This window comes from Streptomyces sp. MMS24-W38, from assembly GCF_059889265.1.
In genome coordinates, this window is sequence record NZ_JCBCPP010000001.1 from 4090720 (window position 1) to 4104906 (window position 14187).

The window sequence follows — 14187 nt, forward strand, 5'->3', positions numbered from 1 at the left end:
GTGGTTCTCTCAAGTGTTCTGGGCGATGTGGCGGATCAAGTCGCGGGACTCGGCAGGGTTGAGGGCGTTTGCCTCCATACGGTCGAGCACTGAACGGTACTTGTCCAACTGCGCTTCCGCGTCGAGGAATTCGCACCCATGGTGGGTGTCCAGCTGCACGGTGTCGAGCTGTGGGACGGCTCCCAGCAGGTAGTCGATGGACTGTCCCGTCCCGGGGAAGGAGCCCTTGCCGAACGGGATGATCCGAACGGTGACGTGATCGAGCTCGCTCATGTCCAGCAGATGCTGGAGCTGGGCGCGGACGGTCGCGGAGCCGCCGTATCCCATGTGCAGAGCGGACTCGTGGATCACTGCCGTGTAAGGGGGTGGATCCTCGCGGTGAAGGATGGCCTGGCGCTTGATGCGATGGGTTACGCGGTGCTCGATCTCGTACTGCCGCAAGGGTGGCACCGCCTCGCGGAAGAGGGCGCGGGCGTGGTCGGTGGTCTGCAGCAGGGCGGGGACGTGGACGACCAGTGCCACGCGCAGGGCTGCCGCGTGGTGCTCCAACTCGGCGAGGTCGATGAGGCCTACGGGCAGGTGCTCGCGGTACTCCTCCCACCAGCCCCGCGATCGTCGCCCGGTCATCGCGGCCAAGGAGTCGACGAGCGCGGCGTCGGAGCAGGCGTACGTGTGCGCCATGGAGTGGACCCGGTCGGCGCTGACGGGTGTGCGGCCCGTTTCGATCATGCTGACGCGTGCCTGGTTGACGCCGAGGAGCCGGCCGGCGCCAGTGGCGGTGAGACCGGCCCGCTCACGGAGTTTACGCAGCTCGGCGCCCAGTCTCCGTTGCCGCAGCGTCGGATTGTTGGTGGGCGGCACAGAGTGTCCTTCCTGGCCGCAATGCGGCGCTTCTCTCCCTCACACGAGTGAAACGTGGATGGATTCGTCTACTTTCGTAGGATCCATCTAACCGTCCACTCTACGGTGGTCACGTAACGCTCAACCGCCCGTTCTGTAAGCCGGAAGCGCACCGTGACCGCGGCACCGCCACCGCCTGACGTCGACGTTGAGCGAGCTCAAGTCCCCTTTCTCCCTGGAGCCGTTCATGGCCACCGTAGCCCCGTCCCACCCCTGGGCGTACGCCCTTCGCCTGCCCCATGATCCCCGCGCCGTACGCGTCGCACGCATGACGGTGCGGGCGGCGCTGGGCGGGCACGGCATGCAGGACGCCGTCGACGTCGTGGAGTTGCTGACGTCCGAGTTGGTCACCAACGCCTACCAGCACACCGAAGGGCCCTCCTCCCTACGGCTCACCTGCCTGCGCGACGACCGGCTGCGGGTCGGGGTGTGGGACAGCCACCCGTACATTCCCGCGCCGTTCGACGGATTCCCCTGGGACCGGGGCGCGCTCGCCCCGGCCGGTGCCGAATCCGGACGAGGGCTGCGCCTCGTTACGGAGTACGCGGACAGTTGGGGCGGATGGGCCCTCGGGGACGGTGTGCCGGGGCGGAGTGCGGGAAAGCTGTTGTGGTTCGAGGTGGGCGGACGGCGGGGCCCGGCATGATGGACAGGACATACGGTCGTGCGAGACTGCCCCGGTTGCGGCCGTGAACAGGGGAGCTGGAGCGGATGAGCAAGCGGCAGACGCAGAAGATGCTGCGGTTGATGGCGAGCGGGGAGCCGGTCGAGCTCACCAGCGCGATGGCGTCCGTGAAGAAGCTCGCCCGACTCGCCTTCACAGCCCAGCAGTTCGGGTACGAGTACGCCGACGCACGGCAGGGCAGCGGGCGGAACAGCGCGCTGAGGATGCTGATCGTGCCCGATCCCAGCCCGCAGGCCCGGGCACGGGCCGCGCAGAACTGGGCGCGGTACCCGAACGCGGGCGACGGCGTCTCGCTGCCGCCCCTGGCACCGGACGCCTTCGAACTCCTCAAGGCCCGGATCAACTTCGACCTCACCGGCAAGGGTTCCGAGAAGCGGATGGGCCTCGGGGTGCTCGGTGGCTCCATGGGCTGCGCGGTCCTCGCCTACCGGGCCGACGGCGTGCCGTCCGGCGTGGTGGGAGTGATCTGGCTGGTGCTCATGGCCGCCTTCGGTACCGGCCTCGTCGTCAACCGCAGGCGCAACGCCAAGTTCGCGGCCCGGCTCCAGGCGGCCGGATTTTTTCCGGTGACGGACGAGACGGGCCGGGTGCGTTATCTGCCGCCGGGCCCCGGGATGCCGGGGCCCGGCAACCCCTTCGGGGGCGGCCCCTATGCCGGCCCGCACCCAGGCATGCCGACACCGGCACCGGCCGCCTACGGACAGCAGACCCAGTACGCCTCACCGCCTGCCCAACCCGCGCCCGGGGCGTACGCGCCGCCCGCCCAGCCCGGCCCGTACGGCACCCCGTACCAGCCCCAGCAGCCGCCCGCTCAGCCTCCGTACCCCCAGCAGCAGGCACCCCAGTACCCGCAGCAGAACCCGTACTGGCAGCCCCCACGCAACTGACACCCGACGGGTGCGCCCGGCACCTCTCACCCCGGCCCCGCCATGGGAAAGGGCGACGTTTCCTTCCGGTCGCCCGCCGCCACAGCCCGGAAACGCTTCCTCCCCGCCTTCGGGATCGGCACCTCGAGGCAACCGTCCGCCGCACCATGGAGAACATGGGAAGCCCCGTCCCACAGGGCGGGGAGCGCGGCAAAGGCTCGGTCGGCAGGAGGTCGAGCCGTGCCTCACGCAGCACACCGACTCGAGTGCGGGACGAGGACCATGTACGACGAACAGCCGAACCCGGACCAGCCGTCCGAGCCGAAACCCGACCCCGGACACGGGCCCCTCGCGGGCTTCACCGTGGGGGTGACCGCCGCGCGCCGGGCCGAGGAGCTGGGCGCGCTGCTCCAGCGGCGGGGCGCCGCCGTGCTGCACGCCCCGGCCCTGCGGATCGTGCCGCTCGCCGACGACAGCGAGCTGCTGGCCGCCACCAAGGAGATCGTCGAACGGGCCCCGGACGTCGCCATCGCCACGACGGCGATCGGCTTCCGTGGCTGGGTCGAGGCCGCCGACGGCTGGGGGCTCGGAGAGGAGCTGCTGACGAAGCTGCGCGGGGCGCGGATCCTGGCACGCGGACCGAAGGTGAAGGGCGCGGTCCGGGCGGCCGGGCTGACCGAGGAGTGGTCGCCGTCGTCGGAGTCGATGGCCGAGGTGCTCGACCGGCTCCTGGCGGAGGGCGTCGACGGACTGCGGATCGCCCTCCAACTGCACGGTGAACCGCTGCCCGGGTTCGTGGAGTCGCTGCGGGCCCAGGGAGCGGAGGTGGTGGGGGTGCCGGTGTACCGGTGGATGCCGCCCGAGGACATCGGTCCCGTCGACCGGCTGCTGGACGCGATCGTCGCCCGGACCCTGGACGCGGTCACCTTCACCAGCGCGCCCGCCGTCGTGTCCCTGCTGTCCCGGGCCGAGCGGCGCGGGATGCTCGACGACGTCCTCGCCGCCCTGGGCCACGACGTCCTGCCCGCCTGCGTCGGCCCGGTCACCGCGCTGCCGCTGCAGGACCGGGGCATCGACACCGTCCAGCCGGAACGCTTCCGGCTCGGCCCGCTCGTCCAGCTGCTCTGCCGGGAACTGCCCGGTCGGGCCCGCTCGTTGCCGGTCGCCGGACACCGGGTGGAGATCCGCGGGCACGCGGTCGTGGTGGACGGCGAGCTGCGCCCCGTACCGCCCGCGGAGATGTCGCTGCTGCGGGCGCTGGCCCGCCGGCCCGGCCGGGCCGGCGCCCGCGCGGACCTGCTGCGCGCGCTGCCGGGCGCCGGCCGCGACGCACACGCGGTGGAGACCGCGACGGCCCGCCTGCACACCGCCCTCGGCGCCCCGGAACTGATCCGGACGGTCGCCGAACGCGGCTACCGCCTCGCCCTGGACCCGCACGCGGAGTCCACGTACGCGGACGAGGCCGACGACTGAGGCCGACGACTGAGGCCGAGGGGTTTTTGGCGGGGAAACGGGCAGGCACTGTAGGAGGGAGCGGGTTTCCGGAACGGATTCCTCACCCGCTCCGCACCGGCCCCCACACGACCGGGGCGAACCCTAGGCGGTGACAGGCACATGGCACTGGGTACGGTCACGGCACCCCACGAGCTGCGGTTCGACACCGGGCGGATCTGTCTGGATCTCCTCGCGACCACGCATCCCGAGGAACGGCTCGGCTCCGTCGAGGTGTTGCGCGCCTGGATCACCGGCTCCGGACTCGTCCCGGCGGGTACCCCGCTGACCCACGCCGACGGCTCCTGGCCGACCGCCTTCCGCGAACTGCGCGGGCACCTCGCCCGCCTGGTGCGCGGCCGCCCGGCGCCCGGCACCCCCGCGTACGCCCGCGCGCTCGCCCGCGTCAACGACCTCGCCCGCGCCGCGCCCCCGGCGCCGCGGGCGGTGCCCGGTGACGACGGGGCGCTGGTGCGGCGGCTGGACGGGCCGCCCGGCAGCGCGGCCCTGCTCGCGGTGATCGCCAGGGACGCCGTGGATCTGCTCACCGACCCGCTCGCGCGCGCGAGCCTGCGGCAGTGCGAGGGCGACGACTGCCCGATCGTGTACCTGGACACCTCGCGCGGCCGCCGCAGGCGCTGGTGCTCCAGCGAGATCTGCGGAAACCGCGAACGGGTGGCCCGCCACCGCCGCCGGGCCGCCGCCCTGACCCGCGCCTGACCCGCCCTCACCCCGGCCCTTTCGCTCCTTCTCCCCAACTCCGCTGTCCCGTATACGGCTTTCGTTCCCCGCTCCGCGAAGTGACTTCGCTTACACCCCGTTTGGCCTCCGCGTCGCGCGGGCAGCCAGGCCGTCCTGGTCGCTGTGGCGGAAATGTGAAGAAGAGGCGGGGGGAATGTGCTCCCATGTCCCGGTCTTCACCCTGCTCCGCAGAAAACTCTCGTCTCACGTTGAACACCCAACCCACCCCGTCCGTACCGGTTGTCGAGCGACCGACTGGGGGATCCCCCGGACACCGGAGGTGGGCGTGCGCAAGGATGCGGCCGTGGCCAATGAACGTGGAGCGAGGGCCCGACATCGCATGTCTGCGTCCTCATCGTCCCCATCGTCTTCTTCGTCGAACGAGCCTGACGAGGAGTTGATGCGTGCGCTGTACCGAGAGCACGCGGGACCCTTGCTCGCCTATGTCCTGCGCCTGGTCGCCGGAGACCGGCAACGCGCCGAGGACGTCGTGCAGGAGACGCTCATCCGTGCCTGGAAGAACGCCGGTCAGCTCAATCGAGCCACCGGTTCGGTACGCCCCTGGCTGGTGACGGTCGCCCGGCGCATCGTCATCGACGGCCACCGCAGCCGGCAGGCCCGGCCGCAGGAGGTCGATCCGTCGCCGCTGGAGGTCATCCCCGCGGAGGACGAGATCGACAAGGCGCTGTGGCTGATGACGCTGTCGGACGCACTCGACGACCTGACCCCGGCTCACCGGGAGGTGCTTGTCGAGACGTACTTCAAGGGACGTACGGTCAATGAGGCGGCTGAGACACTGGGGATACCCAGCGGCACGGTCCGTTCCAGGGTCTTCTACGCCCTGCGTTCGATGAAGCTGGCACTGGAGGAGCGGGGGGTGACGGCGTGATGAGTGGGTACGGGGGAAACCAGGGATTCGGCGCGGGTGGTTCGGGTATGTCTGGTGTCATGCAGGGATCACCGGTGCCGAACGAGCATGAGACCGTCGGTGCCTACGCTCTCGGCATCCTCGACGATGCCGAGGCGACCGCGTTCGAGGCGCACCTCGCGAGCTGCGAGTGGTGCGCCCAGCAGCTCGACGAACTCGCCGGTATGGAGCCGATGCTGGCCGCCCTCGCGGACCTGCCCGGCACCGGCACACCGTCGCTCGGCGAGTCGCTGTCGGCCAAGCCGGCGCCGCGTGTGGTGGAGAAGCTGGTCGACGAGGTCGCCGAGCGCCGCGCCAAGAAGCGCCGCCGCAACTTCTACATGGTGGCCGCCGCCGGCGCCCTGATCGTCAGCGGTCCCTTCGTGGCCGTCGCGGCGAACGGGGGCGACGACGGCGGGGGCGGCGGGAGCAACGGCACCAGCCAGACCCTCTCCGCGAACCCCGCGGAGGACCTCTTCGAGCAGATCCCCGACAAGATCACGGCCACCGACCCGGGCACCAAGGTGTCCGTGACCCTGGCGCTGCAGAAGAAGGACTGGGGCACCGGCGTCGTCACACAGCTGACGAACGTCAAGGGCCCCGAGAAGTGCGTGCTGATCGCCATCGGCAAGAACGGCGAGCGGGAGACCGTCACCACCTGGTCCGTCCCGGAGTGGGGCTACGGCCTGCCGGACGCCAAGACGGACAAGGCCAAGCAGCCGCTCTACGTACAGGGCGGCGCGTCGCTGGATCTCAACAAGATCGACAAGTTCGAGGTCGTCACCTTCGGCGGCGAGAAGCTGGTCGAGGTCGACGCGTAGCCTCACGGGCCCCCTTCGCGTACGGTTGACGGCTGCCCAGCACGTCAGAAGGGGGCCCGGTGGCCGCTCAGGCACAGCAGGAAACCGCGGTCGATCCGGTTCACGACTCCGTTCGCGACCGGGAGATCAATGTCGAACAGGAACACCTGGACCGGGTGTACCGGCGGCTCGAGGAGAAGATCCACGAGGCCGAGTTCCTCATGCACGACGCCGCCCGGCGCGGCCAGGTCGGCACACCCGGCGCACTCGCCGAACGGGACGCCCAGGTCTTCCGGGCCGGCGTCCACCTCAACCGGCTGAACAACGAGTTCGAGGACTTCCTCTTCGGCCGGATCGACCTGCTCCAGGGCAAGGACGGCAAGAAGGGACCCGACGGCGCCTACACCGCCGTCGAGCCCGCCGAGGGCGCCGTCCGCCCCGACAACACCGCCGACATCGCCGAGACCCTGCACATCGGCCGCATCGGTGTCCTCGACGAGGAGTACTCCCCGCTGGTCATCGACTGGCGGGCGCCCGCTGCCGCACCCTTCTACCGGTCCACCCCGGTCGATCCGGGCCGGGTGGTGCGCCGGCGCGTCATCCGCTCCAAGGGCCGCCGGGTCCTCGGCGTCGAGGACGACCTGATGCGTCCCGAGCTGACGGCCTCCCTGGACGGCCACGAGCTGCCCGCCGTCGGCGACGGCGCCCTGATGGCCGCGCTCGGCCAGGCCCGTACCCACAGCATGCGGGACATCGTGGCCTCCATCCAGGCCGAGCAGGACCTGGTGATCCGCGCCCCCGCCGCCTCCGTGACCTACGTCGAGGGCGGCCCCGGCACCGGCAAGACCGCCGTCGCCCTGCACCGCGCGGCCTACCTGCTCTACCAGGACCGGCGCCGGTACGCGGGCGGCATCCTGATCGTCTCGCCCACCCCGCTGCTGGTCGCCTACACCGAGGGCGTGCTGCCCTCCCTCGGCGAGGAGGGCCAGGTCGCCATCCGCGCCATCGGCTCACTGACCGACGACGCGCCCGGCACCGGGGCCACCCTGTACGACGCCCCGGCCGTGGCCCGCGCCAAGGGCTCGTACCGCATGCTCAAGGTGCTCAGGAAGGCCGCGCGCGGCGCGCTGGAGCACGGTGGCACGCCGACCCGGCTGCGGGTCGTCGCCTTCGGCCGGCGGATCGAGCTGGACGCCGACGAGCTGACGGCCGTCCGCCGCACCGCCCTCGGCGGCACCGCACCGGTGAACCTGCTGCGCCCCCGTGCCCGCAAGCTGCTGCTGGACGCGCTGTGGGAGCGCTCCGGCGCGGCCGGCCGGCACACCGACCCGGAGCTCGCCGCCGAACTGCGCTCCTCCTTCGACGAGGACATCACCACCGAGGACGACTTCCTCTCCTTCTTCGCCGCCTGGTGGCCCGAGCTGACCCCGGCCGCCGTACTGGACGCCATGGCGGACGAGCGGCGCCTCGGCCGCTGGGCCCGGCGGGTCCTCAACCCGGGCGAGGTCCGCAGGGTCGCCCGTTCGCTGCGGCGGGACGGCCGCTCGGTGCACGACATCGCACTGCTCGACGAACTCCAGGCCGTCCTCGGCGCCCCCGCCCGGCCCCGGCGCAAGCGCGAGCTCGACCCGCTGGACCAGCTCACCGGCCTCGAGGAGCTGATGCCGGTGCGCGAGGAGTCGCAGCGCGAGCGGGCCGAGCGCCTGGCCCAGGAGCGCACCGAGTACGCCCATGTCATCGTCGACGAGGCCCAGGACCTCACCCCGATGCAGTGGCGCATGGTCGGCCGGCGCGGCCGGCACGCCACCTGGACGATCGTCGGCGACCCCGCCCAGTCCTCCTGGTCCGACCCCGACGAGGCCGCCCAGGCCCGCGACGAGGCCCTCGGCAGCAGGCCCCGCCGCCGCTTCGAGCTCACCGTGAACTACCGCAACCCGGCCGAGATCGCCGGCCTCGCCGCCAAGGTGCTGGCGCTCGCCATGCCCGGTGCCGAGTCGCCGAGGGCGGTGCGCTCCACGGGCGTCGAGCCGCGGTTCGTCGTCGCGGAGGGCGCGCTGGGCGAGACCGTGCGCGCGGAGGCGGCCCGGCTGCTGGAGCGGGTGGACGGCACGGTCGGTGTGGTCGTCGCCATGCAACGCCGGGAGGAGGCGCGGCGCTGGCTCGACGGGCTGGGGGACCGCGCGGTGGCCCTCGGCAGCCTGGAGGCCAAGGGTTTGGAGTACGACGCGACGATCGTGGTCTCCCCGGCCGAGATCGCCGACGAGTCCCCGGCCGGCCTGCGCGTTCTGTACGTCGCCCTGACCCGGGCGACCCAGCAGCTCACCGTCGTCTCGACGGAACGGGACGAGCCGGACGCCGCCGGAGTGCCGGACCTGCTCCGGGACTGAACCCGGAAAAAGGTTCTCGGGGAATGGCCCTGCGGCATCCGTTTGTTAGCCTGGCAAGTGACACCGGCCCGATCCAAGCCCCCGGGCCCAACCTTCGTCGCTACGAGCGACCACTTGCCGCGAGGCGAGCATGGCGGGCCGGTGTCACTGAACGACCGAGAGGCCCATGTCACTTCCGGGTGACATGGGCCTCTCGCGTCGCTGCTCCCGTGCCGGCTCCGGGGCAGCCCCCGCGCAGCGACTTACGCGCTGCCCCTCGCCTCTCGTATGGTGGAACAGACTTTCCGAAAGCTGTCGCAGATACCCGCTTCCCGTGCGAACAAAACGTTCGCAATAGGAGGCGGTTACCGCGTACTCAGGGGTAGGTGCGACGATCGGACGGCACGAATAGCGACACGGTGAAAGCAGAGGAAGTCGGCCATGGCAACGGCGCCCAGCGTCTCCTACTCGATGACCATCCGGCTGGAGGTGCCGTCGAGCGGGACCTCCGTCTCCCAGCTCACCACCGCGGTGGAGTCCTCCGGCGGCACGGTCACCGGCCTCGACGTCACCGCGTCCGGGCACGAGCGGCTCCGGATCGACGTCACCATCGCGGCCACCTCCACCGCCCACGCCGACGAGATCGTGGAGAAGCTCCGCGGCATCGAGGGCGTCACCCTGGGCAAGGTCTCGGACCGCACGTTCCTGATGCACCTCGGCGGCAAGATCGAGATGGCGTCCAAGCACCCCATCCGCAACCGTGACGACCTCTCCATGGTCTACACGCCGGGTGTGGCCCGCGTCTGCATGGCGATCGCCGAGAACCCCGAGGACGCCCGCCGCCTCACCATCAAGCGCAACTCCGTTGCGGTAGTGACGGACGGCTCCGCCGTGCTCGGCCTGGGCAACATCGGCCCCAAGGCCGCCCTCCCCGTGATGGAGGGCAAGGCCGCCCTGTTCAAGCGGTTCGCCGGCATCGACGCCTGGCCGATCTGCCTCGACACCCAGGACACCGACGCGATCGTCGAGATCGTCAAGGCCATCGCCCCGGGGTTCGCCGGCATCAACCTGGAGGACATCTCCGCACCGCGCTGCTTCGAGATCGAGGCCCGGCTGCGCGAGGCCCTCGACATCCCCGTCTTCCACGACGACCAGCACGGCACCGCGATCGTCGTCCTGGCGGCCCTGACCAACGCGCTGCGGGTCACCGGCAAGGCGATCGAGAACGTCCGGGTCGTCATGTCCGGCGCCGGCGCGGCCGGCACGGCCATCCTGAAGCTGCTGCTCGCGGCCGGGGTGAAGAACGCCGTCGTGGCCGACATCCACGGTGTGGTGCACGCGGGCCGCGCGGACCTGGTGGACGCCCCCGCCGACTCCCCGCTGTGCTGGATCGCCGACCACACCAACCCGGAGAACCTGACGGGCACGCTGAAGGAGGCCGTGCGCGGCGCGGACGTCTTCATCGGCGTCTCCGCCCCGAACGTCCTCGACGGCGCGGACGTCGCCGCGATGGCCGAGGGTGCGATCGTCTTCGCGCTCGCGAACCCCGACCCCGAGGTGGACCCGGGCGTCGCCCGCGAGACCGCCGCCGTGGTGGCCACCGGCCGCTCCGACTTCCCGAACCAGATCAACAACGTGCTGGTCTTCCCGGGCGTGTTCCGCGGCCTGCTGGACGCCCAGTCCCGCACCGTCAACACGGAGATGATGCTCGCCGCCGCGCAGGCCCTCGCCGACGTGGTCACCGAGGACGAGCTGAACCCGAACTACATCATCCCGAGCGTGTTCAACGACAGGGTCGCGGGTGCGGTCGCCGACGCCGTGCGGGACGCGGCGAAGCTGACGCAGAGCTCGGCCTCCGCCTCCTAGGGCCTCCCGGGGCCGGACGGCACCGCTGTGACCATCACCACGGTAGGTGTGCGCCCGGCGCGTCGTGGAACCCTTGGTGTACGGCCGCGCTCTATCGTGGCGGCCGTACACCAAGGGTTCCGCCCCCGGCTCCCGCGCTCTGCTGCCGGAAGCGGACGCAGTGTCACCGACATCAGGCCGTCGCGTTCCCCGTGTGACCCCCATGGGTGACCCCCATGGGTGACTCCCACGGGTGTTCTCACGGTTCCTGCGGGTGCCGGATTGGCGTTACCGCCGCAGGTAGAGGCAGGATGCTGCACCAGGACAACGTCCAGGGGGCAGCACCTCCAGGGGCGTGCGGGCCCGACACGGACCCGGGTCCGGGCCCTCACCGAGGACCCTGGCAGCATCGGCTTGACCGTGCCCTACGTGCGGCTCCGCCGCGTGGCACGCCTCAACGGCAAGAAGAACACGGGAGTAACAACATGAACCGCAGTGAGCTGGTGGCCGCGCTGGCCGACCGCGCCGAGGTGACCCGCAAGGACGCCGACGCCGTGCTGGCCGCGTTCGCCGACGTCGTCGGCGACATCGTCTCCAAGGGGGACGAGAAGGTCACCATCCCCGGTTTCCTGACCTTCGAGCGCACCCACCGTGCCGCTCGCACCGCGCGCAACCCGCAGACCGGTGAGCCGATCCAGATCCCGGCCGGCTACAGCGTGAAGGTCTCCGCGGGCTCGAAGCTCAAGGAAGCCGCCAAGGGCAAGTGATCCTGCCGTTCGTACGTCCCGGGACGGCGTACGACGCACAGTGACGCCAAAAGGGCGGCCACCCGAACGGGTGGCCGCCCTTTTGGCAAGCCCTGATCAAGTCAGCCGAGGGCCTTGCCCGGGAGCTCGGCCTTCGCGCCCAGCTCGACGGGCTTCTCCATGCTGTGTCTGCCCGGGGGTGACCCCCGGGCCCCCAGCCGGTCGGGGGCCGGGGGCCGGGGAGCGGATCAGCCGAGGGCCTTGCCCGGGAGCTCGACCTTCGCGCCCAGCTCGACCAGCTTCTCCATGAAGTTCTCGTAGCCGCGGTTGATCAGGCCGATGCCGTGGACGCGGGACGTGCCCTGGGCGGCGAGGGCGGCGATGAGGTAGGAGAAGCCGCCGCGCAGGTCGGGGATGACCAGATCGGCGCCCTGGAGCCGGGTCGGGCCGGAGACGACGGCCGAGTGGAGGAAGTTGCGCTGGCCGAAACGGCAGTCGGAGCCGCCCAGGCACTCGCGGTAGAGCTGGATGTGCGCGCCCATCTGGTTGAGCGCCGAGGTGAAGCCGAGCCGGGACTCGTAGACCGTCTCGTGGACGATGGACAGCCCGGTCGCCTGCGTCAGGGCGACCACCAGCGGCTGCTGCCAGTCGGTCTGGAAGCCCGGGTGGACGTCCGTCTCCAGCGCGATGGACTTGAGCTGCCCGCCGGGGTGCCAGAAGCGGATGCCCTTGTCGTCGATCTCGAAGGCGCCGCCCACCTTCCGGTAGGTGTTCAGGAACGTCATCATCGAGCGCTGCTGGGCGCCGCGGACGTAGATGTTGCCCTCGGTGGCCAGCGCCGCGGACGCCCAGGAGGCGGCCTCCAGGCGGTCGGGGAGGGCGCGGTGGTTGTAGCCGCCGAGCTTGTCCACACCGGTGACGCGGATGGTCCGGTCGGTGTCCATCGCGATGATCGCGCCCATTTTCTGCAGGACGCAGATCAGGTCCTCGATCTCCGGCTCCACCGCCGCGTTGGACAGCTCGGTGACGCCCTCCGCGAGGACCGCCGTCAGCAGCACCTGCTCCGTCGCGCCGACGGACGGGTACGGCAGCTCGATCTTCGTGCCGCGCAGCCGCTGCGGGGCCTCCAGGTACTGGCCGTCCGCCCGCTTCTCGATGGTCGCGCCGAACTGCCGCAGCACGTCGAAGTGGAAGTCGATCGGCCGGCCGCCGATGTCGCAGCCGCCCAGACCGGGGATGAACGCGTGCCCGAGACGGTGCAGCAGCGGTCCGCAGAACAGGATCGGGATGCGCGACGAACCCGCGTGGGCATCGATGTCGGCGACGTTGGCGCTCTCCACCCGCGTCGGGTCGAGCACCAGTTCACCGGGCTCGTCGCCCGGACGCACCGTCACACCGTGCAGCTGCAGCAGCCCTCGCACGACCCGGACGTCACGGATGTCCGGGACGTTGCCCAGCCGGCTCGGCTCACTGCCCAGCAGGGCGGCGACCATGGCCTTCGGCACGAGGTTCTTCGCGCCGCGGACCCGGATCTCACCCTCCAGCGGGGTTCCGCCGTGGACAAGCAGTACGTCTTCAGTTCCGTTGACGGTCATGAATCTCGCGTTCCGTGGAGGGGGGCAGGGGCCAGAAAGGCAAGCGTAGTCGCCCTCACCCCGGGCTCTGTCAGCCCGTGTGCGACCCGGCCGCCGTCCCACCGCCCCACAACACGAGCAGTCCCCCAGCGGCCACTCGGGGTCACCGTCGTCCTGTGCGCCGGGGGTGCTCCCGTACGCCCGCCGGGCCCCGGCCCCCGGCCGCCGACCGCTCGGAACACGGCTCCACCTGGCGGCTCCGCCGCCGCGCGGCCCGGTTCACCCGCATACCTCCGATTGCCTCCCCACGGAAAGGGAAGATGCGGGATCATGTCTGGCATGACCGAGGTGTCCTCGCTCACAGGGCGGCTGCTCGTGGCCACTCCCGCCCTGGCGGACCCGAACTTCGACCGTGCGGTGGTGCTCCTCCTCGACCACGACGAGGAGGGCTCCCTGGGTGTCGTCCTCAACCGCCCGACCCCGGTGGACGTGTCGGACATCCTGGAGGGTTGGGGGGACCTGGCCGGCGAACCGGGGGTCGTCTTCCAGGGCGGCCCGGTGTCGCTGGACTCGGCCCTCGGCGTCGCCGTCGTCCCCGGCGGAGCCGGGAACCGGGCCGCACCGCTGGGCTGGCGCCAGGTGCACGGCGCGATCGGGCTGGTCGACCTGGAGGCGCCGCCCGAGCTGCTCGCCTCCGCCCTCGGCTCGCTGCGCATCTTCGCCGGATACGCGGGCTGGGGCCCCGGCCAGCTGGAGGAAGAGCTGGCGGACGGTGCCTGGTACGTCGTCGAGTCGGAGCCCGGCGACGTCTCGTCCCCGGTGCCCGAGCGGCTCTGGCGCGAGGTGCTGCGCCGCCAGCGGGGTGAGCTGGCGATGGTGGCCACGTATCCGGACGACCCTTCGCTCAACTGATGCGCGTGAGCTTCAGTATTCTTTATTTCATGAGCACTCTTGAGCCCGAGCGCGGGACTGGTACGGGGACCCTCGTAGAGCCGACGCCGCAGACCTCCCACGGCGACGGCGACCACGAGCGCTACGCCCACTACGTCCAGAAGGACAAGATCATGGCGAGCGCACTCGACGGCACGCCCGTCGTGGCGCTGTGCGGCAAGGTGTGGGTGCCGGGCCGGGACCCGAAGAAGTACCCCGTCTGCCCCATGTGCAAGGAGATCTACGAGTCCATGAGCGGCGGCGACGACGACAAGGGCGGCAAGGGCAAGGGCGGGAAGTAACCCCCTGCCCTCCTGCGGAGTCGTCCGGACGGCT

General features: G+C 71.3%; 13 protein-coding genes. 11 read left to right on the top strand and 2 right to left on the bottom strand.

Annotated features, from left to right (window positions below; all coding sequences use genetic code 11):
• Nucleotides 1-9: 9 nt before the first annotated feature.
• Nucleotides 10-861, bottom strand: a complete 852-nt coding sequence (locus tag AC6F7H_RS17560; protein WP_500757901.1) for a helix-turn-helix domain-containing protein — start codon at nucleotides 859-861, stop codon at nucleotides 10-12.
• A 226-nt stretch (nucleotides 862-1087) separates the two neighbouring features.
• Between AC6F7H_RS17560 and AC6F7H_RS17565 the strand changes: the two genes are divergently transcribed.
• The 9 genes from AC6F7H_RS17565 to AC6F7H_RS17605 all read left to right on the top strand — a co-directional run bounded on the left by AC6F7H_RS17565 (nucleotide 1088) and on the right by AC6F7H_RS17605 (nucleotide 11368).
• Nucleotides 1088-1546: an ATP-binding protein gene (locus tag AC6F7H_RS17565; RefSeq protein ID WP_500757902.1), complete on the top strand. Its 459-nt coding sequence runs from the start codon at nucleotides 1088-1090 to the stop codon at nucleotides 1544-1546.
• A gap of 65 nt (nucleotides 1547-1611) precedes the next feature.
• Nucleotides 1612-2472 (top strand): hypothetical protein, encoded by an 861-nt coding sequence (locus AC6F7H_RS17570; RefSeq protein WP_500757903.1) that lies wholly within the window; start codon nucleotides 1612-1614, stop codon nucleotides 2470-2472.
• A 261-nt stretch (nucleotides 2473-2733) separates the two neighbouring features.
• On the top strand, nucleotides 2734-3924 hold the full coding sequence (locus tag AC6F7H_RS17575) for a uroporphyrinogen-III synthase (protein WP_500761889.1): 1191 nt from the start codon (nucleotides 2734-2736) through the stop codon (nucleotides 3922-3924).
• A gap of 141 nt (nucleotides 3925-4065) precedes the next feature.
• Complete coding sequence (locus AC6F7H_RS17580) at nucleotides 4066-4662, top strand: CGNR zinc finger domain-containing protein (RefSeq protein WP_500757904.1); 597 nt, start codon at nucleotides 4066-4068, stop codon at nucleotides 4660-4662.
• Between the two features lie 301 nt (nucleotides 4663-4963).
• On the top strand, nucleotides 4964-5572 hold the full coding sequence (locus AC6F7H_RS17585) for a sigma-70 family RNA polymerase sigma factor (protein ID WP_500757905.1): 609 nt from the start codon (nucleotides 4964-4966) through the stop codon (nucleotides 5570-5572).
• A 74-nt stretch (nucleotides 5573-5646) separates the two neighbouring features.
• On the top strand, nucleotides 5647-6411 hold the full coding sequence (locus AC6F7H_RS17590; RefSeq protein WP_500757906.1) for an anti-sigma factor family protein: 765 nt from the start codon (nucleotides 5647-5649) through the stop codon (nucleotides 6409-6411).
• 59 nt (nucleotides 6412-6470) lie between these two features.
• On the top strand, nucleotides 6471-8777 hold the full coding sequence (locus tag AC6F7H_RS17595) for a HelD family protein (protein ID WP_500757907.1): 2307 nt from the start codon (nucleotides 6471-6473) through the stop codon (nucleotides 8775-8777).
• Between the two features lie 420 nt (nucleotides 8778-9197).
• The gene (locus tag AC6F7H_RS17600) at nucleotides 9198-10622 is read left to right on the top strand and encodes an NAD-dependent malic enzyme (protein WP_500757908.1); all 1425 of its coding nucleotides are present in this window, start codon (nucleotides 9198-9200) and stop codon (nucleotides 10620-10622) included.
• A 464-nt stretch (nucleotides 10623-11086) separates the two neighbouring features.
• Complete coding sequence (locus AC6F7H_RS17605; protein ID WP_003990598.1) at nucleotides 11087-11368, top strand: HU family DNA-binding protein; 282 nt, start codon at nucleotides 11087-11089, stop codon at nucleotides 11366-11368.
• 227 nt (nucleotides 11369-11595) lie between these two features.
• Here AC6F7H_RS17605 and murA read toward each other — a convergent pair whose 3' ends face one another.
• Entirely contained in the window at nucleotides 11596-12942 is a 1347-nt protein-coding gene (gene murA, locus AC6F7H_RS17610; RefSeq protein ID WP_109378326.1) for a UDP-N-acetylglucosamine 1-carboxyvinyltransferase, read from the bottom strand.
• Between the two features lie 318 nt (nucleotides 12943-13260).
• Between murA and AC6F7H_RS17615 the strand changes: the two genes are divergently transcribed.
• Together AC6F7H_RS17615 and AC6F7H_RS17620 are read left to right on the top strand one after the other, a co-directional pair.
• Complete coding sequence (locus AC6F7H_RS17615) at nucleotides 13261-13833, top strand: YqgE/AlgH family protein (RefSeq protein ID WP_500757909.1); 573 nt, start codon at nucleotides 13261-13263, stop codon at nucleotides 13831-13833.
• A 29-nt stretch (nucleotides 13834-13862) separates the two neighbouring features.
• A complete protein-coding gene (locus tag AC6F7H_RS17620; protein ID WP_500757910.1) occupies nucleotides 13863-14153 on the top strand; it encodes a DUF3039 domain-containing protein in 291 nt (96 codons plus the stop codon).
• The last annotated feature ends 34 nt before the right edge of the window (nucleotides 14154-14187 follow it).